The following is a 23892-nucleotide window of genomic DNA, read 5'->3' as shown; positions in this document are numbered from 1 at the left end:
TAACAAGATGAAAGCCCTAGCCCGTCACATCCTGGTGAAAACCAGTGAAGAAGCCGAACAGCTCAAGCAACGCATCGCCAAGGGCGAAGCGTTTGATGTGTTGGCCAAAAAGTACTCCACCTGCCCTTCGGGCAAGCGCGGCGGCGACTTGGGCGAAGTACGGCCAGGGCAGATGGTCGGGGCGATCGATGCGGTGATCTTCAAGAAACCGGTGAAGGTGGTTCACGGGCCGATCAAGAGCAAGTTCGGGTACCACCTGGTACAGGTGTTCTACCGCGACTGAGCGTTTGACTTCAAACCGCTATCGGGAGCGAGCCCCCTCCCACAGTTGATCGCATATCCTCTGGATATAATGCGGTCAACTGTGGGAGGGGCGGTGCGACGGTTCGACTTGCTCCCGATCCGCCAGAGGCGGCCATTCACCTGGGAATCAATGCCCCTGGCATCTGGATCACCCGGCTAGCCAATCGATGCCCAGCCAAAGCCGCCTGCCCAGGCGAGCCGCCCTTCAGCCGACAAGCCAGATACGCCGCACTGAACGAATCCCCCGCTGCCGTGGTGTCCACCACCCTCTCCACCTTCAAGGCCGGCACCGCAAAACGCTCGCCATCACAACGGATCAGACACGCATCCGCCCCACGCTTGAGCACCACCTCGGCCAACCTCGGATACGCTGCGAACACCTGCTCACTGTCGGCATAGCCAAACAATGCACGTTCGTCATCCTCGGTCAGCAAGGCGATATCCACCTCGGCCATGACCTGGTGATACGCCGCGCGCGCCGCCTCGACAGTGGCCCACAGCCGGGGGCGGTAGTTGTTGTCGAACACCACCTTGCCGCCGCGTCGACGGGTCTCGATCAGGGCCTGCAGCAAGCGCTGACGCCCGACCTCACCCAGTACCGCGAGGGTGATGCCACTGAAATACACCACGTCATAACCCGGCAAGGCCGCGAGGATCGGTTCGGCCGCAGGCGTGGTGAAACAATCACGCACGGCGGCCTCGTTGCGCCAATAGAGAAATTTGCGCTCGCCGTTGGCGTCGGTCTGGATGCAGTACAACCCCGGCAAGCGCCCAGGCAAGCGCTGGACCATGCCCAGGCCCACGCCTTCTTGTGTCCACTGGGCACACATGGCATCGCTGAAACTGTCATCGCCCAGCGCGGTGACGTAGTCGACACTGCCGCTGTCGCCCAGCTCACGGCGCAGGTACACCGCCGTGTTCAAGGTGTCACCGCCGAAGCTCTGGTGCAGGCTACCGTCGGTGCGGTGTTGCAGTTCGATCATGCATTCGCCGATCAGGGCGATGTGCGGATGGGTGCTCATAGCGATGGTCTCGGGTGTGGCTGATGGCCTCATCGCGAGCAGGCCCGCTCCCACATTTGGAATGCATTTCAACGGTGGGACGGGCGTGCTCGCGAAAGGAGCGACTCGGTTCAGAAGCAGGTTTCCAGGGACTCGATCACCTGCAACTGCTCATCGACCAGGCAGCCGACTTGCCACTTGTCGAAGGTCAGGCACGGGTGCGAAGTACCGAACGAAAGGATATCGCCGATGCGCAGTTCGACCCCCGGCGCCACGGTCATGAACGCATGCTGGTCCATCACCGCTGTGACCTTGCACGCGCTCACATCATCACCTTGCGCCGGCACAATACCGGCCTTGTAGCGTTTGAGCGGCACCGGCAGACCGGCGTCGTAGGCTACATCGCGCTTGCCCAGCGCGATCACCGCAAAGCCCGGTTCAGGCAGCGACTGCACATGCGCCCAGACTTCCAGGGCCGGGCGCAAGCCTTCGTCGAGGTCACTGCGGCGGTCGAGCACGCAGCACTGCGCTTCTTTGTAGATGCCGTGGTCGTGGGCCACATAGCTGCCCGGGCGTAATACGCTGAGGAAACGGCCGGCGGCGTTCTGGGTTTGAAAAGACTCGGCGATCAGGTCATACCAGGCCGAACCCGACGCCGTGATGATCGGCTTGGGCAGGTCGAAAGCGCCGCTGTCTTGCAGCTCCACCGCCAAACGCACCAGGCTGGCGGCGAACTCGCGAATGCCGCTGACGGCATGCTCGCCGTGGATCACGCCTTCATACCCTTCGATGCCGGTCAGCGCGAGCGCCGGCTGCGCCTTGATCGCCTTGGCCAGGTCACGCACTTGCTGCTCGCTGCGGCAACCGCAACGGCCCCCGACCACGCCGTACTCGATCATCACGTTCAGGCGCAGGCCACGGGCGGCGAAGAACAAGCCCAGGTCGGCGACATTGTCCGGGTGATCGACCATGCAGTGAAAGTCGAAATCCTGATCGGCCAGCAGGTCGGCGATCAGCGCCATGTTCGGCGCGCCCACCAACTGGTTGGCCATCAATACACGGCGCACACCACCGGCATAGGCCGCACGGGTTTGCACGGCGTTGGCCAGGGTGATGCCCCAAGCGCCTGCCGCGATCTGGCGCTGAAACAGCGCAGGCATCATGCTGGTTTTGCCATGGGGCGCGAGCTCGGCGCCGCTGTTGCTGACAAACGCCTGCATCCAGCGGATGTTGTGTGCCAGGGCGTCGCGATGCAGCACCAGCGCCGGCAGGCTGACATCACGGACCAGGTGGGCTCCCACTGCGGCGGCGCCCTTTTCGACAGCATTGAAGGCAGACATGACATGCTCCTATTCGTTGATGCGACGGGCCAGGTTGTTGGCGCTTTCGATCAGCACCCGGCGATAGTCGTGGTAATGGGTGATGGCATCCGCACGCGGTGCGACGATGCACAGCGTCGCGATGCTGACGCCCTGCGCGTCCCTGACCGGGGCGGCAAAGCAATGGGTAAAGGTGTCGGCCACACTGTCGAAGGAAAAGAACCCGTCGAGGGTGGCCTGACGGATTTGCGCCAGGAACGTCTCCAGCGGCAAGCGCTGGCCGTCCGGCAGGATAAAGTCGTCGGGGTCGATCAAGTCAATGATCTGCTGGTCGCTCAAGTGCCCCAGCAACAGGCGCCCGGACGCGGTCCATGGGATCGGCGCGTTTTCACCGATGTCCGACGAAATGCGGAAATGCCGCTCGCCTTCGCGCATCAGCGCCACGGTGTATTTGCGCCCGTTGAGCAGGCACATCTGCGCGGTTTCGCGGGTCTGGCTGACGATTTCCTGCAAGGCATGGTCAGCCTCGCGGGTCAGGTCGAAATGGCGCAGGTGCGCCTGGCCGAGAAAATACAGCTGGCGGCCCAGGTAGACATGGCCGTCCTTGCCCACGGTTTCCAGGATGCGCCGCTCGAGCAAGGAGGCGACCAATTCGTAGACCGTGGACTTGGGGCTGCCGATGCCGTTGGCAATATCATTCGGGCGCAGGGGCTGGCCGACTTCCTTGAGAAAATCGAGGATATCGAATGCACGGTCCAGGCCTTTGGCGCGGCGTTTGATGGTGTCTTCGGTCATAACGGTAATCGGTCCGAGTTATTGATCGTTCCCACGCTCCGCGTGGGAACGCATACCGTGACGCTCTGCGTCACAGAAGCGAACGCAGAGCGTCCGAGGCGGCGTTCCCACGCAGAGCGCGGGAACAATCATTTAGAGTCGGGGGCATTTAGCCTTTTTTCTTGTAGGCCACGCAATCGATCTCGACCTTGCAGTCGACCATCATGCTGGCCTGTACGCAGGCCCGCGCCGGAGCGTGTTCCGGGGTGAAGTATTCGCCGAAGACCTTGTTGAAACTCCAGAAGTCCCGTGGGTCTTCCAACCACACGCCAACGCGGACCACGTCCTTGAGTTCGTAACCGGCCTCTTCGAGGATCGCCACCACATTGCGCAGGGTCTGCCGGGTCTGCTCGACGATGCCGCCGGTGATGATTTCACCGTCAACCGCCGGCACCTGGCCCGAGACGTAGAGCCAACCGTCCGCTTCCACCGCACGCGCAAAAGGACGTGGCTGGCCGCCGCCGGCGGTGCTGCCGGTGCCGTAACGAGTAATGCTCATAAAATAACTCCTGATTAAAAACGAATGTTCTTCAAAAATTCAGCCAGGCGCGGCGATTGCGGGCGTTCGAAGATGTCCTTCGACGAACCTTGTTCCTCAATGCGCCCCTGGTTCATGAATACGATCTTGTCAGACACTTCATAGGCGAAGCGCATTTCGTGGGTGACCAGCAGCATGGTCATGCCCTCTTCCGCCAAGCCCTTGATCACACTGAGCACCTCACCGACCAGTTCCGGGTCGAGGGCCGAGGTGACTTCATCGAACAACATCAGGCTGGGGTTCATGGCAATGGCGCGGGCAATCGCCACGCGCTGTTGCTGGCCGCCCGACAATTGCCCGGGGAAGTGGTTACGCCGCTCCAGCAGGCCGACGCGGTCCAGCCATTTTTCGGCCAGGGCCACGGCTTCATCCTTGTTCATCTTCTTGACCTTGAGCAGGCCAAGGGTGACGTTCTGCAGCGCGGTCAGGTGCGGGAACAGGTTGAATTGCTGGAACGCCATGCCGGTCATCGCCCGGTGCTGGGCGATCACGCGCTCGGGGTTGCGCACACGCTTGCCGGCGACTTCGCTGTAGCCGATGGACTCGCCGTCCAGGGTGATCTGCCCGCCCTGGAACTCTTCGAGCAGGTTGACGCAGCGCAACAGCGTGGTCTTGCCCGAGCCGCTGGAGCCGATCAACGTCACCACGTTACCGCGTTGCATGGACAGGTCGACGCCCTTGAGCACTTCCACCTGACCGTATTGTTTACGCAGGCCGCTGATGTTCAGCAGCGGTTGCTGGGTTTGAGGTTGATTCATGGCAAGGCCACCCGCTTTTCAAGGTAACGCCCGAACAGCTCGATGGCGTAGTTGATGACAAAGAACAGAAAACCCGCGAACAGGTAGAACTCCAGGGTCATGAAGGTGCGTGCGATCACCTGCTGGGTACTGAGCAGCAACTCGGCCACGCCGATCACCGAGAGCAAGGTCGAGGCCTTGACGATTTCCGTGGAGGAATTGACCCAGGTCGGCAGGATCTGGCGCAGCGCCTGGGGCAAAAGCACGTAACCCAGGGACTGGTAGAACGTCAGGCCGATGGCCTTGCCCGCCTCCAGTTGCCCACGCGGAATGGCTTGCAGTGCGCCCCGCACGATTTCCGAGACGTGGGAACCACAGAATAACGTCAGCCCGACCGCGCCGGCCTGGAATGCGCTGATGTGCCAGCCGAGGGCTGGCAGCATGTAGAAACACGCCAGCACCAGCACGAACACCGGCGTACCGCGGATCAGGTCGACATACAGACGAAACGGTGCACGCATCCAGAACTTGCCGTACGTCAGGATCAACCCGGCGACGATGCCGATCAGCGTGCCGAACACAATCGCCAGTGCCGAGCAATACACGCTGGTTTCAAACCCCGCCCAAAGGGTGTCCCGGGCGACCCACAACTCGTGCAACCAGCTGGGAGATTCGTACATGGAAACCCTCCTTAACGACGGATCGCCAGACGCTGTTCCAGGTAACGGAGCAGCATGGCAATCAGGTAACAGGCGGCCACATAGAGCGCCGTCGTGACCAGCCAGGTTTCAATGACCCGGTAACTCTCGACGTTGATCTTGCGGGCGTAGTAAGTCAGTTCGGGCACCGCGATGGCGGCGGCCAGAGAGGTGTCCTTGAACAGCGAAATGAAATTGTTCGACAGCGCCGGCAGCACGTTGCGCAGCATCACCGGCACCGTGATGTAGGCACGGATGCGCCACTCACCCAAGCCGATGGCCAGGCCGGCTTCACGCAAACCCTTGGGAATGTTCAACAGCCCGGCGCGGAACACTTCGGTCAGGTAGGCACCGGCGTACAACGACAAGGTGATGATGAACGACGGGATCTTGTCCAGACGGATGCCCAGGCTGGGCAATGCAAAATAGATCAACAGGATCAGCACGAGGATCGGCGTGTTGCGGATCACCGTCACATACACCGAGGCGAAGAGGCGCAACGCACGGTGCCTGGACAGCATGGCAAACGCCATCATCAGGCCGATCACGCAGCCGATGGCGATCGACAGCAACGCCAGCTCAAGGCCGAGGCCAAGCCCTGCCAGCAAGCTGGGGAAGTCGCGCCACACGGCGGCAAAGTTCAACTGATAGTTCATGGTCGGCAGTACCTGAAACGGGGCGCCATGTGCGGCGCCCGCGGTTTACACATCACTTGAATTCAACCGGGAAACCAATCGCAGGCTCCGGCAGATCTACGCCGAACCATTGCTTGAACGAGGCTTTGTAGGTCGGGAACTCCACGCCGGTCATGGCTTCATGCAGCGCGGTGTTGACGAAGTTCAGCCAGTCCTGGTCGCCACGCTTGACGGCGCACGCATAGGTTTGCGGGCTCCAGGCATAGGCCGGGCTGCGATAGCGACCGGGGTTTTGCACCATCAGGTACTTGACCGAAGACTGGTCGGTGGCGGCGGCATCGGCGCGACCGGAATTCACGGCCTGGTACATCAGGTCGACGCTGTCGTACTGATCGACCTTGGCCTTGGGCAGTGCCTGGTGCACCAACTCTTCGGCATACACGTTTTGCAGCACGGCTACGGTGACGCCGTCGCCGGCGGCCTGCAGGTCTTCGATCTCTTTGTACTTGCTGTTGTTCGGCAACAGCAGGCCCACCCCTTCGCGGTAGTACGGCAAGGTAAAGGCAACCTGCTGCGCTCGGCTGGCGGTAACGGTGATGAACTGGCAACTCATGTCGACCTTGTCGGTCAGCAGGTTGGGAATACGGGCGTCGGAGGACTGCACCACAAACTCCACCTTGCTCGGGTCGTTGAACAATCCCTTGGCCACGATGCGGCCGATGTCGATATCAAACCCCTGCAACTTGCCATCCGCTCCCTGGAAGTGCCACGGCGCATTGGTACTGCCTGTACCCACGATCAGATGCCCACGCTTGAGCACATCATCGAGCTTGCTGTCCGCCGCCTGCACCAGGCTTGCGAGGGAAGCCGATGCGGCGAAGAGAAAAACACACGCTTTAAACACGGAAGGTCGGTGATGCATGACAAGCACTCCAGGGATTGTGTATTCCGCTATACCGGAACTTGGTTTGTAACAACGGAATAGACAGCAGAAAGTGTGCCACAGGCGCCAGCAGAAAAATATGAGCGGGATAAAGTCGTTATAAATCAGCGTGCTAATTCAAATAACCATACAAGGCGTTGCGCCAGCATCCAGGGTCACCTTGCTACCCAATGCCCCACCACCCAGTGATTGCTCCAGCAAAGTGCGTCACAAGCGTGTTACTGCGCCCCTTTCGAGTGCGCCTACACCGGTGCAAAAACGCCTGCGCTGGACTAGCCTTGGCAGATTGCCGCCCCACAAGGACCTCACTGATGAAGCTCAGCCTTATTCTGGTTCTGCTCAGCTTTCTGGCCGCCGGCAGCGTTTCAGCCGCCAGCGACCGCCACGAATGCACGCAAGAACTGCAAAAACTCAAGGAAGCCTTCGACACCAACTACACCAGCCAGAACCATCACGGCTATCGCAAGGCCAAGGCCTCTCGGGACAATGAGGAATATCGCAAATGTGCGAGCCAGGCGCGCAAGGAACGCGAGCGACTGGAGCGCGATCGCGACGCGTGAGGTGCAGGTACCTGTGAAGGTTGACAGTAGACCCGTATCTCGCCCGGCCTTAGCGTAAGCCAAGGTGCCAACGGGAGAGATACGGATGAACTATGTCAACGCTGTGATTGAAGACAAGGCCGCGTTTGAACGTGCGCTTGATACACCGAAGCCAGTATTCGTGGTGTTCATCTCAGATCGCTGTGCGGCGTGCCGTGAGACAATGCCAGGGTTCATGCGCATCAGCGAACCCTACAAGGATCAAATCAAACTCTTGATCCTTGATTGCGCCAACACGCCGCGCCATCCCCAGGTCGATCGTATCCCGATGCTGCTGATCTACCGCGACCAAACCCTGGTCCAAAGCATTCCCGGGCTGAGTGAGCAAGCGCTCGAAAGTGCTTTCGAAGCGCACACCCGGCGACCGGTTACGGGCTAGGCAGGGGTGCCAGGTGAACCTGGGTCACCCGCCGCTCCTCCACCGCCGCCACCGCCAGGCGCCAGCCTGCATGTTCCAGGCTGTCGCCCACCACCGGCAGGCGGTCGAGCAGGCTCATCACCAGGCCGGCCAGGGTTTGGTAATCCTCGGTGGCTACGGCATTGAAGCCGGTGCGCTGACTGACCTGGCTCAGGGTCAATGCGCCGTTGGCGCGGAAGCCGTTGCCTTCCTCGACGATATCCGGCCCCTCGATTTCGCTGGCATCGGGCAATTCACCGGCAATGGACTCCAGAATGTCGGTCATGCTCAACACGCCCATGAAATCGCCGAACTCGTTGATCACGAAGGCAATGTGGGTGGATTCCTGGCGCATCTGCTCCAGGGCGTTGAGGATCGAAAAACTCTCCAGCAGGTTGATCGCACGGCGCGCCAGGCGCTCAAGGTCAGACTCGTGACCGGCCAGGTACTCCTTGAGCAGCTCCTTTTTGTGCACAAAGCCCAGCGGTTCATCCACCGCACCGTTGCGGATCAACGGCAAACGCGAGTAGGACGAATGCATCAGCTTCAGGCGAATCGTCTCGGGATCGTCCGCCAGATCGATACAGTCGACCTTGGCCCTGGGCGTCATCAACGTGCGGATCGGCCGCTCGGCCAGTTGCAGCACACCGCTGATCATCACGCGCTCGCGCCGATCAAATAACGGCCCCTGGCTGGCGTCGGGCTCGCCCAGCAAGTCAGCCACGTCGTCATCCATGCCTTCCACCGCCAGGCTGCGGCCACCCAACAAGCGCATGACCGCATGCGCGGTACGCTGGCGAACCGGCAGCGTACCTTGCGCCGACTTCTTGCGACGGGCACGGGCAATCTGGTTGAACAGTTCGATCAGGATCGAGAAACCGATCGCCGCATACAGATAGCCCTTCGGAATATGGAAGCCCAAGCCTTCGGCGGTCAGGGCAAAACCAATCATCATCAAAAAGCCCAGGCACAACATGATCACCGTCGGGTGCGCGTTGACGAAACGGGTCAGCGGCTTGCTCGCCACAATCATCAGGCCGATGGATACGATCACCGCAATCATCATCACGGCCAACTCGTCGACCATACCCACAGCGGTAATCACCGCATCCAGGGAGAACACCGCGTCGAGCACCACGATCTGCGCCACGATCGGCCAGAACATCGCATAGGCGACATTGCCCGAGCGCTGGGCCACATGACCTTCCAGCCGCTCGTGCAGTTCCATGGTGGCCTTGAACAACAGGAACACACCGCCCAACAGCATGATCAGGTCACGGCCGGAGAAGCTCTTGCCGAACACCTCGAACAGCGGTTGAGTGAGGGTCACCAACCAGGAAATACTTGCCAGCAGGCCCAGGCGCATCAGCAACGCCAGGGACAAGCCGATCAACCGCGCACGGTCGCGCTGCTCCGGTGGCAACTTGTCGGCCAGGATCGCGATAAACACCAGGTTGTCGATACCCAGCACCAGTTCCAGCACAATCAACGTCAACAGGCCGAGCCAGGCCGTGGGGTCCGCTAACCACTCCATTTATAGAACCTCTTTAGAATTTTTCAGAATGCCGGGCACGGCAATGTGCGGTCGATGGACCGGGGCAAGGTTAGCAGGCGGAATACGGCAGGGTTTCAGCTGGAACAGCGGCAATGGTGGTCTTGGGGAAAGACGACTGGGGGGCTCCGAGAGGGTGTTCATGCAGGTCCTGAAATCATAAAAGGACTTGAATCGTACAGCCTGAACACAAATTTCCTACAACGCAAAACTATTACAAAACCTGTCCTCAACGCCGCCCCACACCCTGTGGGAGGGGGCTTGCTCCCGATGACAGCCTGTCAGTCAACCTATCTACCGACTGATCCGCCTCCATCGGGGACCAGCCGAATCGTCGCACCGCCCCACCCTCATTCCGATCTCGGCTGAGTCAGCCTTTACGGGTGGCATCATCCAGCGCCAGGATGGTGTGAGCGTTGGTGACCGTCGTTGCCAGCGTGTTGATCACCCCCGAGCGCAACGCACCCAGCGTCGCCGCCGCCTTGGTGTTTTCGCTGGCAATCGCCACCACATCCGGAATGCGGACCAGCTCCTGTACCGTCAAGCCGATCACCCGCCCTTGAATGGCGTTGACCGCCGGCTGGCCATGAATGTCGATGAAGTCATAGCCCATCATGTCCCCGACCGTACCGGACAACCGCGCCTGGGCAATCTCCTGGGGCGAGAACCAGCCCATGCGCACCATATTGCTGTTTTCGCTCATATCGCCAATGCCGATCAACGCAATGTCAGCGCGCCGGGCGCGGTCGAGTGTGGAACGCACGGTGTCGTTGTTGATCAGTACGCCCCGCAATTCCGGGTTGGCCACTAAGGCAGGGGCATACAGACTTTCGCTTTCGCCACCAAAGCGCAGCGCCAGGCGCCGGCAGATATGGTCAGGGTTCATGTATTCGCCGGCCTTGAGCGAACCACCGATAGCACACACAAATGTGCAGTTGCGCGTCACCGGCAGAAAGACATTATCGGCCACTGCGCCGACATTGCGCCCCATGCCTACGGCGACGATCATGCCATCGCTCAACGTTTTGTTCAGGTAGTTGGCCACCAGGCTGGCGACTGCCGAGCGCTGGGTGTCGGGGTCGCTATGGTCGACCGCGATCAACGCACGATCCAACTTGAAGCGCTCCACCAACGCCCGCTCCAGTTCGTTGTTCATCGCCGGATGCTGCAAGACGCGCACCTCGACGATGCCTTCATCCCGCGCACGCTTGAGCAGGCGGCTGACCTTGGCCCGCGACAGGTCGAAGCGCTTGGCGATGGCCTCCTGAGTGACGTTCTCAAGGTAATAGAGCATCGCCACTTCGGTCATCTGATCGATATCGCTGGCAATGCGCTGGGTACTGTCACTCATGGGGACGGGCTTCCGTTTCGGCGTCAAAGGCGCATTCTCCCGACTCTTGCCCCGTTTAGTCCACTACTGATGCCCATCGCGCTCAATCGCATTGATGCGCTCGACCTTGGCCCCGGAACGCGTCGCTTCGAACTCCGACTCCAGAAATGCCTTGACGATGCTTTTGGCCAATTCCGCACCGATCACTCGCGCACCGATGGACAGTATCTGCGCATCGTTGCTCTTGCGGGCACGCTCCGCCGAGTAGGTATCGTGAGCCTGGGCTGCACGAATGCCCAATACCTTGTTCGCGGAAATGGCCATGCCGATACCGGTGCCGCACACCAGCACACCCAGGCGTTGCTCACCGGCATTAATGGCGTTGGCCACGGCCAGGGCGATATCCGGATACAGCACCGGCGCGGTGGAATGAGTGCCGAAGTCGGTGACCGGATAACCCAGCGCCTCGATATGACGCTTCAACAGCTCCTTGAGCTCAAAACCCGCTTCATCGCATCCGATAGCCACCGGGAAAGGTGTGTTCATGGCGTCTGACTCCGCTGCCGTGTTTATGATTGCGACTGATCATATGATCACTCAATGAAATTTCTCTCAGTCATTTCGCTTGCATTCACCCCTTCCTGTCAAGCAAGTTCTAACTGACCCGGCAGTCAAAGCGGTCTAAAAAGGCGATATTGCCACTCACGACCAGAATCATGGCTTTTCAATGAAAGAGATTGACTGATCAGAATTTCATTTGATACACATATGATCACAGCAAAACATGACTGTGCGACCTAATAAGAATTCACAGCACGAGGACACGCCGATGGCTACGCCATTACTGCTCCAGGCTGAACACGTCGCCAAGGCTTATGCCGGGGTGCCTGCCCTGCGTGATGGGCGCCTCTCGCTGCGGGCCGGCAGCGTCCACGCCCTGTGCGGTGGCAATGGCGCAGGCAAATCGACGTTCCTGAGTATCCTGATGGGCATCACCCAACGTGACGCCGGGACCATTCTGCTCAACGGCGCACCGGTGCAGTTCAACCGTCCAGGCGAAGCCTTGGCGGCGGGGATCGCGATGATCACCCAGGAGCTGGAGCCCATCCCCTACATGACCGTCGCCGAAAATATCTGGTTGGGCCGCGAACCGCGCCGCGCCGGCTGTATCGTCGACAGCAAGACCCTCAACCGTCGCACCCGCGAGCTGCTTGAAAGCCTGGAGTTCGACGTCGACGCGACCCAACCCATGCACCGCCTGAGCGTGGCGCAGATCCAACTGGTGGAAATCGCCAAGGCATTCAGCCATGACTGTCAGGTGATGATCATGGACGAACCCACCTCGGCCATCGGCGAGCGCGAGGCTGAAACCCTGTTCAAGGCGATCCGCCGCCTCACCGCCCGGGGCGCCGGTATCGTGTATGTGTCGCACCGCCTGAGCGAGCTGGCGCAGATCGCCGACGACTACAGCATCTTTCGCGATGGCGCCTTTGTGGAAAGCGGGCGCATGGCGGATATCGATCGCAACCACCTGGTGCGTGGCATCGTCGGCCAGGAACTGACGCGCATCGACCACAAGGTCGGCCGCGAATGCGCCGCCAGTACCTGCCTGCAAGTGGACAACCTGAGTCGCGCCGGCGAATTCCACGACATCAGCCTGCAACTGCGCCAGGGGGAAATCCTCGGCATCTATGGCCTGATGGGGTCGGGGCGCAGTGAATTCCTCAACTGCATCTATGGCCTGACCACACCGGATTCCGGCAGCGTCACCCTGCACGGCAAGCCCATGCCGATCGGCCTGCCCAAGGCCACGATCAATGCCGGCGTATCCCTGGTTACCGAAGACCGTAAAGACAGCGGCCTGGTGCTGACCGGCAGCATTCTTTCCAACATTGCCCTGTCGGCCTACAAGCGCTTGTCGAACTGGTCGTTGATCAATGCGCGCAAGGAAACCCAACTGGCCCGCGACATGGTCAAGCGCCTGCAGATCAAGACCACGTCACTGGACCTGCCGGTGGCCTCCATGAGCGGCGGTAACCAACAGAAAGTCGTGCTCGCCAAATGCCTGTCCACCGAGCCGGTGTGCCTGCTGTGCGATGAACCGACCCGCGGTATCGACGAAGGCGCCAAACAGGAGATCTACCACCTGCTCGATCAGTTCGTGAGGGCCGGCGGCGCGGCCATCGTGGTGTCGTCGGAAGCCCCTGAGTTGCTGCACCTGAGTGATCGCATCGCCGTATTCAAAGGCGGCAGGCTGGTGACCATCAGCACTGACACCGCCCTTTCCCAGGAAGCCTTGTTGAGTCTTGCCTCATGAATGCCAAAATCCTTGCTGCTCCGATTACCGCCGCGCCGCGCAATCGCCTGCGCCTCTCCATCGACCGCTTCGGCCTGCCGCTGGTGTTTATCCTGCTGTGCGGGGTTATGGCATTTTCCAGCGAATACTTCATGACCTGGCGCAACTGGATGGACATCCTGCGCCAGACCTCCATCAACGGCATCCTGGCCGTAGGCATGACCTACGTGATCCTGACCAAGGGCATCGACCTGTCGGTGGGCTCGATCCTGGCCTTCGCCGGGCTGTGCAGCGCCATGGTTGCCACTCAGGGCTACGGCCTGCTGGCCGCCGTGAGCGCGGGGATGTTTGCCGGGGCGATGCTCGGCGTGGTGAACGGCTTCATGGTCGCCAACCTGTCGATCCCGCCCTTCGTGGCGACCTTGGGCATGCTCAGCGTGGCACGAGGCATGACGTTCATCCTCAACGACGGCAGCCCGATCACCGACCTGCCCGACGCTTACCTGGCGCTGGGTATCGGCAAGATCGGCCCGATTGGCGTGCCGATCATCATCTTTGCCGTGGTCGCGCTGATCTTCTGGATGGTGCTGCGCTACACCACCTACGGCCGTTATGTGTATGCGGTAGGCGGCAACGAAAAGAGCGCACGCACTTCCGGCATTGGCGTACGCAAAGTGATGTTTTCGGTGTACGTGGTTTCGGGCCTGCTCGCCGGGCTGGCCGGCGTGGTGCTGTCGGCCCGCACCACATCCGCCCTGCCCCAGGCCGGGGTGTCCTATGAGCTGGACGCGATTGCCGCGGTGGTGATCGGCGGCACCAGCCTGTCGGGCGGCACCGGCAGCATTGTCGGCACGCTGTTTGGTGCGTTGTTGATCGGCGTGATCAACAACGGGTTGAACCTGCTCGGCGTGTCCTCCTATTACCAGCAGGTCGCCAAGGGCCTGATCATCGTGTTCGCAGTACTGATTGACGTGTGGCGCAAGAAAAAACCCTAAAGAACGACCCACAACAATAACCGGAGTTCTACTCATGAAACTTGGTACCACCTTGGCCGCCGTGGCGGCCCTCTCCCTGCTCGCCAGCAGTATCACCCTGGCCGCCGAAGGCAAGTCCTACAAGATCGGCGCGGCCGTCTACGGCCTCAAGGGCCAGTTCATGCAGAATTGGGTGCGCGAGCTGAAGGAACACCCGGCCGTCAAGGACGGCACCGTGCAGTTGACCATTTTCGACGGCAACTACGACGCCCTGACCCAGAACAACCAGATCGAAAACATGGTGACCCAGCACTACGACGCCATCCTGTTCGTGCCGATCGACACCAAGGCCGGCGTCGGCACCGTCAAGCAAGCCATGAGCAACGACGTAGTGGTCATCGCGTCCAATACCAAAGTCGCCGATGCCGCCGTCCCTTATGTGGGTAACGACGACGTGGAGGGTGGTCGCCTGCAGGCCCAGGCCATGGTCGACAAGCTCAACGGCAAAGGCAACGTGGTGATCATCCAGGGCCCGATTGGCCAATCGGCGCAAATCGACCGGGAAAAAGGCGAGCTGGAAGTGCTCGGTCAACACCCCGAGATCAAGATCATCGAGAAAAAAACCGCCAACTGGGACCGCGCCCAAGCCCTCGCACTGACCGAAGACTGGTTGAACGCCCACCCCAAAGGCATCAACGGTGTGATCGCGCAGAACGATGACATGGCCCTGGGCGCCGTGCAGGCGCTGAAGTCCCACGGCTTGACCGCCAAAGACGTGCCGGTGACCTCGATTGACGGCATGCCCGATGCGATCCAGGCGGCGAAGAAAGGCGAAGTCACCACCTTCCTCCAGGACGCCCAGGCCCAGTCCCAAGGTGCGCTGGATGTAGCGCTGCGCGCCTTGGCCGGCAAGGACTACAAACCCCAGTCGGTGATCTGGGAGCGCTATGCCAAAGAGCTGAAATGGGCTGAGGGCACGGCCAAGAACTACATCCTGCCGTGGGTGCCGGTGACCGACGCCAACGCCGACGCCCTGTACAAACAAGTCAGCGGCGGCAAATAGCTATTGGCCTGAAACACCGCCCACATTGGATCGTCACAGCGCTCACAAGAGGAGCCATGCATGTCTGGATTCTGGAACCAAGCCTTCGACCTCAGCGGCCGTTGCGCCGTGATCACCGGCGGTGCCGCCGGGATCGGCCTGGCCTGCGCCACCCTGCTGGCCGAACGCGGCGCCCGCGTGGCGCTGCTGGACCGTGATCCGGCGGTCGTGGATGTCGCGGCAAGCCTGGGTGCCGAACATCTGGGTATCGCCGTCGACCTCAGCCGGATCAGCCAGGTGCAACACACCATCGACCAGGTGTTCGAACACTTCCAACGCCTGGACTACTTGATCAACAGCGCCGGCATCGCGCTGCTGGACAAAGCCATCGACGTCAGCGAAAGCGCCTGGGACAGCACCCTGGACATCAACCTGAAAGCCAGTTTTTTCGTGGCCCAGGCCTGCGCCAGGCACATGCTGGCCCAGGGCGCCGGGCGTATCGTCAACCTCGCCTCCCAGGCTGCCGTGATCGGCCTCGACCGCCACGTTGCCTATTGCGCCAGCAAGGCCGCGATCGTCGGCATGACCAAGGTATTGGCCATGGAATGGGCGCCGCAGATCAACGTCAACGCCATCTCCCCGACCATCGTCGAGACTGCCCTGGGCAAGAAAGCCTGGGCCGGTGAAGTGGGTGAGCGAGCCAAACTGCAGATCCCGGCGGGCCGTTTTGCCCAGCCCGAAGAAATCGCCGGGCTGGCGCTGTACCTGCTCAGCGATGCCGCACAGATGATTACCGGCGCCAACATGGTGATCGACGGCGGCTACAGCATTCAGTAATTCTTTTTTGTCGTGAGGTTCTGTCATGTCCACCGCTACCGAACGCACACCTGATCAACTGCACCCGGTCATCCCGAAAACCATGCAGGCCGTGGTCTGCCACGGCCCGGAAGACTATCGCCTGGAAACCGTCGACGTCCCGACGCCGGGCCCCGATGAAATCCTCACCAAAGTCGAGCTGTGCGGTATCTGCATGGGCGACATCAAGACCTATCGCGGCGCGCCGTCGTTCTGGGGCGATGCCGAACAACCGCGCTACGTGAAACCGCCGATGATTCCCGGGCATGAGTTTGTCTGCCGTGTAGTCGCCCTTGGCCCGGGCGCGCAAAAGCGGGGTGTACAGGTCGGCGATCGGGTGATCTCCGAGCAGATCGTGCCCTGCTGGGGCTGCCGCTTCTGCAACCACGGCCAGTACTGGATGTGCCAGAAGCATGACCTCTACGGCTTCCAGAACAATGTCCAGGGGGCGATGGCCCAGTACATGATCTTCACCAAGGAGGGCATCATTCACAAAGTGCCGGAATCCATCGCCCCCGATGAAGCGATCTTGATCGAGCCGCTGGCCTGTTCGCTGCACGCCGCCGAGCGCGCCAATGTCGACCACGACGACGTTGTGGTGGTCGCCGGCGCCGGCACGCTGGGCCTGGGCATCATCGGCGCCGTGCGCCTGCGCAATCCGAAAAGACTCATCGTGCTGGACATGAAGCCCGAGCGCGCCGCCCTCGCCCTGCGCCTGGGCGCCGACGAAGTCTGGAACCCGGCCGAAGTCGACGTCATGGGCAAAATCCGCGAGATCACCGATGGCTACGGCTGCGATATTTACATCGAGGCCACCGGGCACCACAAAGCGGTCAACCAGGGCCTGGCAATGCTGCGCAAACTGGGGCGCTTCGTCGAGTTCAGCGTGTTCAACGACGAGGCCACGGTCGACTGGTCGATCATCGGCGACCGCAAGGAACTCGATATCCTCGGTTCCCACCTGGGGCCTTACATGTACCCGCGCGCCATCGACTTTATTGGTAACCGCAAGATCGACATGCGCGATGTGGTGACCCATACGTTCGCACTCGCGGATTTCAAGGAGGCGTTTGCGGTGATGGAGCGTGGAGACAAGTCGCTCAAGGTTGTGCTCAAACCTTAGGCGCACCACCTGGGAGCAAGCCGCTCCACACTGGATTGTTGTCGTCCAACAGAACAAGAACACAGGAACCCGCGTTATGAATCGAGTCATCAACGATCCGGACCAAGTGGTCGAGGACATGCTGCGCGGCATCCTGGTCGCGCACCCCGAGTTGCGCCAGTACGAGACCAACCCTCGGGTCATCACCAAAGCCAGGCCCTCCGGCCAGGGCCGCGTAGGCATTGTCACCGGCGGCGGTTCAGGCCATGAACCGGCGTTTCTCGGCTATGTCGGCCCGGGCCTGGTGGACGCGGTAGCCGTCGGCGAAATTTTTTCGTCACCCACCGCCAAAAGCTTTTTCGATGCCTTCCGCGCCGCCGACCATGGCGCGGGCGTGGCCTGGCTGTACGGCAACTATGCCGGCGACAATATAAACGTGAAGCTGGCGATGAAAATGGCGGCCAGCAAAGACATGCGCATCCGCACGGTGGTCGCCAACGATGACGTGGCCTCCGCGCCAAAGGCCGATATCGCCAAGCGCCGAGGGGTGGCTGGGGAAATTTTCATGTGGAAGGTCGGCGGTGCCGCTGCAGCCCAGCATTACGACCTGGACGGGGTCATACGGGTTGCGCAAAAAACCGTCGATCATTGCCGCTCAATCGGTATTGGCCTCACCCCCTGCACCATTGCCGCCGTCGGCAAGCCGAACTTCCAGATCCCCGATGGCCAGATGGAATTGGGCATCGGCCATCATGGCGAGCCGGGCATCGAAGTGGTCGCCATCGAACCGGCAGCCGCGATGGCTGAACGCATGCTCGCGCCAATCCTCGCCGACCGCGATTTCAGCCAGGACGACAGCGTGGTGGTATTGGTTTCAGGCCTGGGGGCCACGCCGCTGATGGAACTGTATGTGTTCTACGCCGAAGTGGAGCGCCAGCTCAGCGCCAAGGGCTTGAAGATTCACCGTTGCTACGTCGGAAACTACTTCACCTCCCTCGAGATGATGGGCGTGACCTTGACCCTGCTCGGCCTGGACGCAGAGCTGAAAACCCTGATCGATCATCCCTGCCGTTCCATCGGCATGACCCAGGCGGAGTGAACCATGAGCCAGCATTTTTCCACCCACGACGGCAGCGCCATCGTTGCCGACCTGGTCAGCGTGATCGTCGCCAACCGTGAATACTTGAGCGAAGTGGACGGCGCCATCGGCGATGGCGACCACGGCATCAACATGGCCAAAGGGTTCGCCCATTGCGGGCGCACAATCGAGGGCCGCCAACTGACGCTGGCCGAAGCCCTGGATGAACTGACCCTGAGCCTGATGGAAGGCATCGGCGGCTCCATGGGCCCGTTGTACGGCAGCCTGTTTATCGGCATGGCCGACGAGGTACGCAGCTGTGATGACATCGACGCCACCACCTTCGCCCACTTGCTGCGCGGCGGCTTGACCTCGCTGCAGGACATTACCGAAGCCGGCGTGGGCGACAAGTGCTTGATGGATACGCTGATCCCGGCGGTCGAAGCCTTTGAGGGCGCGCATGCCGGCGGCGCGTCCTTCCATGATGCGTTGGAGGCGATGAAAAGCGCTGCGTCACGCGGCCGCGATTCGACCAAGGACCTGGTGGCGAAAATCGGCCGCGCCCGTCGCCTGGGCGAGCGTTCCCTGGGGGTGCTGGATGCAGGGGCGGTGTCGTGCTGCCTGATCCTCACGCGCCTGGCCGACTCGGTACAACCGCGACTGATTGCTTGATGTGCTCCAAGTAGCGCACCACCGCCGGCGCTTGCTCAAAGCGCCGGTGAATCAACGACAACCATGACGACGCTTCGCATCCCTGAATCGTGCGGTACACCACGCCCGGCAAACTCACATGCCCCACCATGGACGCCGGCACCACCGCCACGCCCTGCCCCAATGACACCAGCGCCACCACCGCGACCAAACCTCCCGGTTGCGGCCCCAGGCGCGGCGCATAGCCACCTTGTGCGGCCACGTGCAGGGTGCCGCTGATCTGTTCCGGCAGGATAAACGTCTCATTCTGCAAGTGTTCGCAGCCGATGGCTTTGAGCCCGAGCAGCCAGGAATTCTGCGGCAGCGCGAGCACGAAGCCCTCACTGTCCAGGCGTACCGCCTCCACGCCATCGGGCAAGGTCATGGGTGAGCGGATGTAGCCGATGTCATAGCGCCCATCCGCCACCGCATTGGCCAAGGTCGCCATCGCGCACTCGCGCACGTTCACGCTCACGTCGGGGAACGCCTGGCTGAACCCCTGCATTTGCCGTTGCAGCAAACCGCAGTACAGCGCCGAAGCCACGTAACCCAACTCGATATGCCCGATCTCCCCACGGCCGGCGCGCTGGGCATTGCGTTGGGCGAACTCGAATTGCCGCACCGTGGCCTCGGCTTCAATCAGCAAGGCGGCGCCCGCTTCGGTGAGGCTGACCTCGCGCTGCCGGCGGATGAACAAACGTGTGCCCAGGCTATTTTCCATGTTCTGGATCTGCCGGCTCAGGGTCGGCGGCGCGATGCCTAACTGCTCGGCCGCACGGCTGAAGTTGCGGTGCCCGGCAACGGCCAGAAAGTAACGGAAATGGCGCAGTTCCATAGAGGATTAGCTCAAAGGTAATGAAGTGCTTCGCAGCGGCTAACAAAGACGTTAACAGCCAAGGATAAGCTCATACCACTTCAACACTAGAGAGCCCTCGCGATGCCCGTCAATTGTCTTTTCAGGATTGCCTGCAAGGTAATTCAACCATGAACCCGGCCAGCCCACGCCTGACGCTGCTGACCGCCTCCGGTGTCTGTTCGTTGATCGTGCTGGATACCAATATCGTCGCGGTGACATTGCCAAGCATCGCCCGCGACCTGGGCGCCAATTTTGCCGATATCGAATGGGTGGTCAGCGCCTACATGCTCGCCTTCGCGGCCTTGTTACTGCCGGCCGGCAGCATTGCCGATCGCTTTGGCCGCAAGAAATCGCTGATCTGGGGATTGAGCATTTTCATCCTGGCGTCCCTGGGCTGTGGTGCTGCGCCGAACGCGTTGTTGCTCGATATCGCCCGGGCCGTCAAAGGGGTCGGCGCGGCCTTGCTGTTGACCTCGGCACTGGCGTCCATCGGCCACACCTTCCACGATGAAGTGGAGCGTGCCAAAGCCTGGGCGTTCTGGGGCGCCTGCATGGGCGTGGCGATGACCGCCGCGCCGACCCTGGGCGGCCTGATTACCCACTATCTGGGCTGGCGCTGGATCTTCTACCTCAACCTGCCCGTGGGCCTGATGCTGATGAGCCTGGTGCTGCGCGCAATTCCTGAATCACGCGACACCCAGTCGGCACGCCTCGACCCATGGGGCAGCCTGGCCTTCAGCGCAAGCTTGCTGTGCCTGATCTGGGGCTTGATCGAGGCCAATCGCATTGGCTGGGACAACCCGTTGACCTACGCGCGTCTGGTCGGTGGCGCGCTGTTGCTGGGCGTGTTTGTGTGGGTCGAGCGCCAACAACAACGACCAATGGTGGATTTGCAACTGTTGCGCCACCCGCGCTTTATCGGCGCGCTGTTGGGAATGTTTGCCTACGCCGGTTGTGCCCAGGTGATGATGACGCTGCTGCCGTTCTACCTGCAAAACGGCTTGGGCTTTTCCGCGATTGCCTCGGGGCTGGGCATGCTGCCGTTTGCTTTGACCATGCTCATCTGCCCCCGGATCGGCGCCCGCCTGGCTGGCCGCTTTGCACCCGCGACGATGATGGCCGCCGGCTTGACCCTGGTGGGCTGCGGCAACTTGCTGAGTGCCTGGGCCGTGAACGTCGGCGGCTATCTGCCCTTCGCCCTGGCGATTGCCGTCACCGGCGCCGGTGCGGGGCTGCTCAATGGCGATACACAGAAAAACATCATGGCCTGCGTGCCACGCGACCGCGCCGGAATGGCGTCGGGCATGAGCACCACCATGCGTTTCAGCGCGATCATGCTGGCCATCGGCGTTTATGGGGCGTTGTTAAGCAGCCATAGCGAGCGGTTGCTCAGTGCGAGTCTTGACGCTCAGTGGCAGGCCCAGGTGGCGGCTATTGCCTCGCGCGTCGTGGCCGGGGATATGCCGGCGGCGACGGGGTTGTTGCCGCCATCGGCACGGGCGGGCGTGCAACCGCTGGCGCAACAGGCGTTTGTGGGTGGGTTCGGCGGGGTATTGTGGGTAGCCGGATTGTTGGGGTTGCTCGGGGCGGTGGTGGTGGGGATCTTGATGAGCAAACCCATTCCGGCAGCCACCCCATCGCCACTGCCGACCCGCTGATTCCAACAGCACACAACAAATGTGGGAGAGGGCTTGCTCCCGATGGCGGTGGTTCAGTCAATACAGTTATCGACTGTCACATCGCCATCGGGAGCAAGCCCCCTCCCACAAGGGATCAGCTACAGGTCCAGCATCGGTTACCAGAACCGCTGCTGGGTCAGCCGGTTCCACCAGGTCAGCAACACGCGGTCAACCGAGCCGCTGGCGGCCAGGCCCACGCGTTCCTGCAGGCTTTTACGCTCGGCATAATGCAGGTGGAACACCTCGGCGGTCTTCGCCTTGTTCGCCAGGTATTCGTCGCTGGTCTGCAGTTCATCGACCAGTTGTTTGTCGAGGGCGGCAACCCCCAACCACACTTCGCCGGTCGCCACGTCGTCGATCGCCAGCTGTGGGCGGTAGCGCGAGACGAAGTTCTTGAACAACTGATGGGTGATGTCCAGGTCCTCCTGGAACTTCTCGCGGCCCTTCTCGGTGTTTTCGCCAAATACCGTCAAGGTGCGCTTGTACTCGCCGGCCGTCAGCACTTCGAAGTCGATATCGTGCTTCTTGAGCAGGCGATTGACGTTGGGCAGTTGCGCCACCACGCCAATGGAGCCGAGGATGGCGAACGGTGCGCTGATGATCTTCTCGCCGATGCACGCCATCATGTAGCCGCCGCTGGCCGCCACTTTGTCGATGCACACGGTCAACGGCACGCCCGCCTGGCGGATACGCGCCAGTTGCGATGACGCCAGGCCATAGCTGTGCACCATGCCGCCGCCGCTTTCCAGGCGCAGCACCACTTCGTCCTTGGGCGTGGCCAGGCTCAGCAACGCGGTGATTTCATTGCGCAGGCTCTCGGTGGCAGAGGCCTTGATATCACCGTCGAAATCCAGCACGAACACCCGCGGCTTGGCCTCAGGTTTCTTCTTGCTGTTTTTCTTTTCGGTTTTGCTTTCGGCTTTGCGCAGGGCCTTGAGCTGCTCTTTGTCGAGCAGGCTCGACTCCAGGCGCTCACGCAGGCCCTTGTAGAAATCGTTGAGCTTACTGACCTGCAATTGGCCGGCGGACTTGCGACGGCCTTTGTTGCGCAGCGCCGCGAAACTGATCAGTACCACCAGGATGGCGACCACCAGGGTGACGGTCTTTGCCAGGAAACTCGCGTATTCAGCCAGAAAATCCATGTCGCTCCTTATAAGGACAATTTAAATGGATGTGCGCCAGGCGCAGATGCCCCAGCATACCGGCGGCACCGCCTTCGGACCAGTGCTCAAACCGCCAGCAATGCCCCTCTAACGCGCTTTTAAAACAAGCGTATGTTTTTTCATTGACAGCTCGCGGGCATCCTCATAACCTCGCCAGACTTTCAACGTACCGGGAAAACGGACGTGGGCAGCATCTACCTGATTCGACATGGCCAAGCCTCCTTCGGTGCAGACGACTACGACGTGCTGTCGCCCGTCGGTGTGGAGCAAGCGCAAGTGCTCGGTCGCCACCTGGCCGACCTCGGCCTGGCATTCGACCGTTGCATCGCCGGCGACCTGCGTCGCCAGCAGCACACCGCCCGCGCTACCTTCGATCAGTACACGGCTCTGGGCCTCGCGGTGCCACCGCTTGAAGTCGACAGTGCCTTCAACGAGTTCGACGCCGAGGCGATCATCCGCGCCCTGCTGCCCGACCTGCTCGGCACCGAGCCCCACGCCCTGGAGATCCTGCGCAATGCTGCGCAGAACCGCAGCGAATTCCAGCGCATTTTCGCGCTGATCATCGAGCGCTGGCTGGCCGGCACCTATGACCCGCCCGGGCTGGAAAGTTGGCTGGGGTTTGTCGAGCGCGTCCAGGGTGGCCTGCAGCGCATCCTCGAGGCGGCCGACAACACCCACAAGATCGCCGTGTTTACCTCCGGCGGCACCATCACCGCCCTGCTCCACCTGATTACCCGGATGCCTGCCGCCCAGGCCTTCGAACTGAACTGGCAAATTGTTAACACCTCGCTCAACCAGCTGAAATTCCGCGGTCGCGAGGTGGCACTGGCTTCCTTCAACAGTCATACCCACTTGCAATTGTTGAAGGCGCCGCAGCTCATCACTTTCCGATGAATTGCGGCCAACCGTGACCCCAAGGTCACTGGACTCACCCTAAAGGATCGAAACCATGACTGACGTAGCTAAAGCCGTAGAAGCAATGAAAGCCAAATTCAACCCAGCTGCCGCCGACGGCCTGGACCTGGTCTTCGGTTTCCGTATCGATGACACCCAGAACTTCTCGCTGGTGGTTAAAAACAACACCTGCGAACTGCTGGAAGGCGAAAACCCGGACGCCCAAGTGACCCTGGTCATGGACGGCGAGACCATGAAAGGCATCGTCGACGGCTCCACCGACGGCATGCAGGCGTTCATGGGCGGCAAACTGCGCACTGAAGGCGACATGATGCTGGCCATGAAGCTGAGCGAACTGTTCCCAGCCTGAGTGCACT

At 61.2% G+C, this 23892-nt stretch carries 26 protein-coding genes; 13 read left to right on the top strand and 13 right to left on the bottom strand.

Translation table 11 applies throughout. The features are described from left to right. Positions 1–7 precede the first annotated feature (7 nt). A complete protein-coding gene (locus JBE38_RS24710) occupies positions 8–283 on the top strand; it encodes a peptidylprolyl isomerase (protein ID WP_060752567.1) in 276 nt (91 codons plus the stop codon). 136 nt (positions 284–419) lie between these two features. Here JBE38_RS24710 and JBE38_RS24705 read toward each other — a convergent pair whose 3' ends face one another. The 8 genes from JBE38_RS24705 to JBE38_RS24670 form a co-directional block, all read right to left on the bottom strand. Continuing rightward, complete coding sequence (locus tag JBE38_RS24705; RefSeq protein ID WP_205345355.1) at positions 420–1325, bottom strand: sugar kinase; 906 nt, start codon at positions 1323–1325, stop codon at positions 420–422. Between the two features lie 110 nt (positions 1326–1435). Continuing rightward, positions 1436–2644 (bottom strand): amino acid deaminase, encoded by a 1209-nt coding sequence (locus JBE38_RS24700; RefSeq protein ID WP_205345354.1) that lies wholly within the window; start codon positions 2642–2644, stop codon positions 1436–1438. Positions 2645–2653: 9 nt separating this feature from the next. Next, positions 2654–3418 (bottom strand): IclR family transcriptional regulator, encoded by a 765-nt coding sequence (locus tag JBE38_RS24695; protein WP_060752564.1) that lies wholly within the window; start codon positions 3416–3418, stop codon positions 2654–2656. Between the two features lie 148 nt (positions 3419–3566). Next, entirely contained in the window at positions 3567–3956 is a 390-nt protein-coding gene (locus JBE38_RS24690) for a RidA family protein (protein ID WP_060752563.1), read from the bottom strand. 14 nt (positions 3957–3970) lie between these two features. Continuing rightward, a complete protein-coding gene (locus JBE38_RS24685) occupies positions 3971–4753 on the bottom strand; it encodes an amino acid ABC transporter ATP-binding protein (protein WP_205345353.1) in 783 nt (260 codons plus the stop codon). Further along, positions 4750–5412 (bottom strand): amino acid ABC transporter permease, encoded by a 663-nt coding sequence (locus JBE38_RS24680; protein WP_060752561.1) that lies wholly within the window; start codon positions 5410–5412, stop codon positions 4750–4752. The genes JBE38_RS24685 and JBE38_RS24680 overlap by 4 nt, the downstream gene beginning before the upstream one ends. A gap of 11 nt (positions 5413–5423) precedes the next feature. Next, complete coding sequence (locus JBE38_RS24675; protein WP_060752560.1) at positions 5424–6086, bottom strand: amino acid ABC transporter permease; 663 nt, start codon at positions 6084–6086, stop codon at positions 5424–5426. Between the two features lie 52 nt (positions 6087–6138). Continuing rightward, positions 6139–6987: a transporter substrate-binding domain-containing protein gene (locus JBE38_RS24670; RefSeq protein ID WP_060752559.1), complete on the bottom strand. Its 849-nt coding sequence runs from the start codon at positions 6985–6987 to the stop codon at positions 6139–6141. A gap of 332 nt (positions 6988–7319) precedes the next feature. On the opposite strand from JBE38_RS24670, the gene JBE38_RS24665 reads away from it, so the two are divergent. Both JBE38_RS24665 and JBE38_RS24660 read left to right on the top strand, forming a co-directional pair. Next, positions 7320–7568, top strand: a complete 249-nt coding sequence (locus JBE38_RS24665) for a hypothetical protein (protein ID WP_060752558.1) — start codon at positions 7320–7322, stop codon at positions 7566–7568. 85 nt (positions 7569–7653) lie between these two features. Next, positions 7654–7986, top strand: a complete 333-nt coding sequence (locus tag JBE38_RS24660) for a thioredoxin family protein (RefSeq protein ID WP_205345352.1) — start codon at positions 7654–7656, stop codon at positions 7984–7986. Here the strand turns inward: JBE38_RS24660 and JBE38_RS24655 are convergent. The 3 genes from JBE38_RS24655 to rpiB form a co-directional block, all read right to left on the bottom strand. Continuing rightward, positions 7976–9538 (bottom strand): TerC family protein, encoded by a 1563-nt coding sequence (locus tag JBE38_RS24655; protein WP_205345351.1) that lies wholly within the window; start codon positions 9536–9538, stop codon positions 7976–7978. The genes JBE38_RS24660 and JBE38_RS24655 overlap by 11 nt on opposite strands. A gap of 388 nt (positions 9539–9926) precedes the next feature. Next, on the bottom strand, positions 9927–10907 hold the full coding sequence (locus tag JBE38_RS24650) for a sugar-binding transcriptional regulator (RefSeq protein ID WP_060752556.1): 981 nt from the start codon (positions 10905–10907) through the stop codon (positions 9927–9929). Between the two features lie 63 nt (positions 10908–10970). After that, entirely contained in the window at positions 10971–11432 is a 462-nt protein-coding gene (gene rpiB, locus JBE38_RS24645) for a ribose 5-phosphate isomerase B (protein WP_060752555.1), read from the bottom strand. Positions 11433–11715: 283 nt separating this feature from the next. On the opposite strand from rpiB, the gene JBE38_RS24640 reads away from it, so the two are divergent. The 7 genes from JBE38_RS24640 (at position 11716) to dhaL (ending at position 18905) form a co-directional block, all read left to right on the top strand. After that, positions 11716–13203, top strand: a complete 1488-nt coding sequence (locus JBE38_RS24640; RefSeq protein ID WP_090370555.1) for a sugar ABC transporter ATP-binding protein — start codon at positions 11716–11718, stop codon at positions 13201–13203. Further along, entirely contained in the window at positions 13200–14177 is a 978-nt protein-coding gene (locus tag JBE38_RS24635) for an ABC transporter permease (protein WP_060752553.1), read from the top strand. Before JBE38_RS24640 ends, JBE38_RS24635 begins: the two co-directional genes overlap by 4 nt. Positions 14178–14211: 34 nt before the next feature. Then, entirely contained in the window at positions 14212–15219 is a 1008-nt protein-coding gene (locus tag JBE38_RS24630) for a substrate-binding domain-containing protein (protein WP_090370551.1), read from the top strand. A gap of 60 nt (positions 15220–15279) precedes the next feature. Further along, positions 15280–16035, top strand: coding sequence for an SDR family oxidoreductase (locus tag JBE38_RS24625; RefSeq protein ID WP_090370549.1), 756 nt, complete (start codon positions 15280–15282; stop codon positions 16033–16035). Positions 16036–16060: 25 nt separating this feature from the next. Then, positions 16061–17176 (top strand): MDR/zinc-dependent alcohol dehydrogenase-like family protein, encoded by a 1116-nt coding sequence (locus JBE38_RS24620; RefSeq protein WP_090370548.1) that lies wholly within the window; start codon positions 16061–16063, stop codon positions 17174–17176. A 76-nt stretch (positions 17177–17252) separates the two neighbouring features. Continuing rightward, positions 17253–18254 carry a dihydroxyacetone kinase subunit DhaK gene (locus tag JBE38_RS24615; RefSeq protein ID WP_205345350.1) on the top strand — a complete coding sequence of 334 codons (1002 nt, stop codon included), beginning with the start codon at positions 17253–17255 and terminating at the stop codon, positions 18252–18254. A gap of 3 nt (positions 18255–18257) precedes the next feature. Further along, complete coding sequence (dhaL, locus tag JBE38_RS24610; protein WP_205345349.1) at positions 18258–18905, top strand: dihydroxyacetone kinase subunit DhaL; 648 nt, start codon at positions 18258–18260, stop codon at positions 18903–18905. On the opposite strand, the gene JBE38_RS24605 is transcribed toward dhaL, so the two are convergent. Beyond that, the gene (locus JBE38_RS24605) at positions 18862–19758 is read right to left on the bottom strand and encodes a LysR family transcriptional regulator (protein ID WP_205345348.1); all 897 of its coding nucleotides are present in this window, start codon (positions 19756–19758) and stop codon (positions 18862–18864) included. The genes dhaL and JBE38_RS24605 overlap by 44 nt on opposite strands. A 149-nt stretch (positions 19759–19907) precedes the next feature. On the opposite strand from JBE38_RS24605, the gene JBE38_RS24600 reads away from it, so the two are divergent. Then, on the top strand, positions 19908–21437 hold the full coding sequence (locus JBE38_RS24600; RefSeq protein WP_205345347.1) for an MFS transporter: 1530 nt from the start codon (positions 19908–19910) through the stop codon (positions 21435–21437). A 137-nt stretch (positions 21438–21574) separates the two neighbouring features. Here JBE38_RS24600 and sohB read toward each other — a convergent pair whose 3' ends face one another. Next, a complete protein-coding gene (gene sohB / locus JBE38_RS24595; protein WP_060752545.1) occupies positions 21575–22600 on the bottom strand; it encodes a protease SohB in 1026 nt (341 codons plus the stop codon). A 204-nt stretch (positions 22601–22804) separates the two neighbouring features. Between sohB and JBE38_RS24590 the strand changes: the two genes are divergently transcribed. Further along, the gene (locus JBE38_RS24590) at positions 22805–23515 is read left to right on the top strand and encodes a histidine phosphatase family protein (RefSeq protein ID WP_090370542.1); all 711 of its coding nucleotides are present in this window, start codon (positions 22805–22807) and stop codon (positions 23513–23515) included. Between the two features lie 55 nt (positions 23516–23570). Continuing rightward, positions 23571–23885, top strand: coding sequence for an SCP2 sterol-binding domain-containing protein (locus JBE38_RS24585; RefSeq protein WP_003215671.1), 315 nt, complete (start codon positions 23571–23573; stop codon positions 23883–23885). The last annotated feature ends 7 nt before the right edge of the window (positions 23886–23892 follow it).

The organism is Pseudomonas sp. ICBG1301 (assembly GCF_016918385.1).
Lineage (GTDB): Bacteria > Pseudomonadota > Gammaproteobacteria > Pseudomonadales > Pseudomonadaceae > Aquipseudomonas > Aquipseudomonas palleroniana.
The sequence above is the reverse complement of the archived record's forward strand: the minus strand, read 5'-3'. Positions and strand labels throughout refer to the sequence as shown.

What these genes read in the sequence shown, in the direction of transcription:
- JBE38_RS24710 (WP_060752567.1), top strand. Translation starts at nt 8, where the DNA reads ATGAAAGCCCTAGCCCGTCACATCCTGGTGAAAACCAGTGAAGAAGCC.
- JBE38_RS24705 (WP_205345355.1), bottom strand. Translation starts at nt 1,325, where the DNA reads ATGAGCACCCATCCGCACATCGCCCTGATCGGCGAATGCATGATCGAA.
- JBE38_RS24700 (WP_205345354.1), bottom strand. Translation starts at nt 2,644, where the DNA reads ATGTCTGCCTTCAATGCTGTCGAAAAGGGCGCCGCCGCAGTGGGAGCC.
- JBE38_RS24695 (WP_060752564.1), bottom strand. Translation starts at nt 3,418, where the DNA reads ATGACCGAAGACACCATCAAACGCCGCGCCAAAGGCCTGGACCGTGCA.
- JBE38_RS24690 (WP_060752563.1), bottom strand. Translation starts at nt 3,956, where the DNA reads ATGAGCATTACTCGTTACGGCACCGGCAGCACCGCCGGCGGCGGCCAG.
- JBE38_RS24685 (WP_205345353.1), bottom strand. Translation starts at nt 4,753, where the DNA reads ATGAATCAACCTCAAACCCAGCAACCGCTGCTGAACATCAGCGGCCTG.
- JBE38_RS24680 (WP_060752561.1), bottom strand. Translation starts at nt 5,412, where the DNA reads ATGTACGAATCTCCCAGCTGGTTGCACGAGTTGTGGGTCGCCCGGGAC.
- JBE38_RS24675 (WP_060752560.1), bottom strand. Translation starts at nt 6,086, where the DNA reads ATGAACTATCAGTTGAACTTTGCCGCCGTGTGGCGCGACTTCCCCAGC.
- JBE38_RS24670 (WP_060752559.1), bottom strand. Translation starts at nt 6,987, where the DNA reads ATGCATCACCGACCTTCCGTGTTTAAAGCGTGTGTTTTTCTCTTCGCC.
- JBE38_RS24665 (WP_060752558.1), top strand. Translation starts at nt 7,320, where the DNA reads ATGAAGCTCAGCCTTATTCTGGTTCTGCTCAGCTTTCTGGCCGCCGGC.
- JBE38_RS24660 (WP_205345352.1), top strand. Translation starts at nt 7,654, where the DNA reads ATGAACTATGTCAACGCTGTGATTGAAGACAAGGCCGCGTTTGAACGT.
- JBE38_RS24655 (WP_205345351.1), bottom strand. Translation starts at nt 9,538, where the DNA reads ATGGAGTGGTTAGCGGACCCCACGGCCTGGCTCGGCCTGTTGACGTTG.
- JBE38_RS24650 (WP_060752556.1), bottom strand. Translation starts at nt 10,907, where the DNA reads ATGAGTGACAGTACCCAGCGCATTGCCAGCGATATCGATCAGATGACC.
- rpiB (WP_060752555.1), bottom strand. Translation starts at nt 11,432, where the DNA reads ATGAACACACCTTTCCCGGTGGCTATCGGATGCGATGAAGCGGGTTTT.
- JBE38_RS24640 (WP_090370555.1), top strand. Translation starts at nt 11,716, where the DNA reads ATGGCTACGCCATTACTGCTCCAGGCTGAACACGTCGCCAAGGCTTAT.
- JBE38_RS24635 (WP_060752553.1), top strand. Translation starts at nt 13,200, where the DNA reads ATGAATGCCAAAATCCTTGCTGCTCCGATTACCGCCGCGCCGCGCAAT.
- JBE38_RS24630 (WP_090370551.1), top strand. Translation starts at nt 14,212, where the DNA reads ATGAAACTTGGTACCACCTTGGCCGCCGTGGCGGCCCTCTCCCTGCTC.
- JBE38_RS24625 (WP_090370549.1), top strand. Translation starts at nt 15,280, where the DNA reads ATGTCTGGATTCTGGAACCAAGCCTTCGACCTCAGCGGCCGTTGCGCC.
- JBE38_RS24620 (WP_090370548.1), top strand. Translation starts at nt 16,061, where the DNA reads ATGTCCACCGCTACCGAACGCACACCTGATCAACTGCACCCGGTCATC.
- JBE38_RS24615 (WP_205345350.1), top strand. Translation starts at nt 17,253, where the DNA reads ATGAATCGAGTCATCAACGATCCGGACCAAGTGGTCGAGGACATGCTG.
- dhaL (WP_205345349.1), top strand. Translation starts at nt 18,258, where the DNA reads ATGAGCCAGCATTTTTCCACCCACGACGGCAGCGCCATCGTTGCCGAC.
- JBE38_RS24605 (WP_205345348.1), bottom strand. Translation starts at nt 19,758, where the DNA reads ATGGAACTGCGCCATTTCCGTTACTTTCTGGCCGTTGCCGGGCACCGC.
- JBE38_RS24600 (WP_205345347.1), top strand. Translation starts at nt 19,908, where the DNA reads ATGAACCCGGCCAGCCCACGCCTGACGCTGCTGACCGCCTCCGGTGTC.
- sohB (WP_060752545.1), bottom strand. Translation starts at nt 22,600, where the DNA reads ATGGATTTTCTGGCTGAATACGCGAGTTTCCTGGCAAAGACCGTCACC.
- JBE38_RS24585 (WP_003215671.1), top strand. Translation starts at nt 23,571, where the DNA reads ATGACTGACGTAGCTAAAGCCGTAGAAGCAATGAAAGCCAAATTCAAC.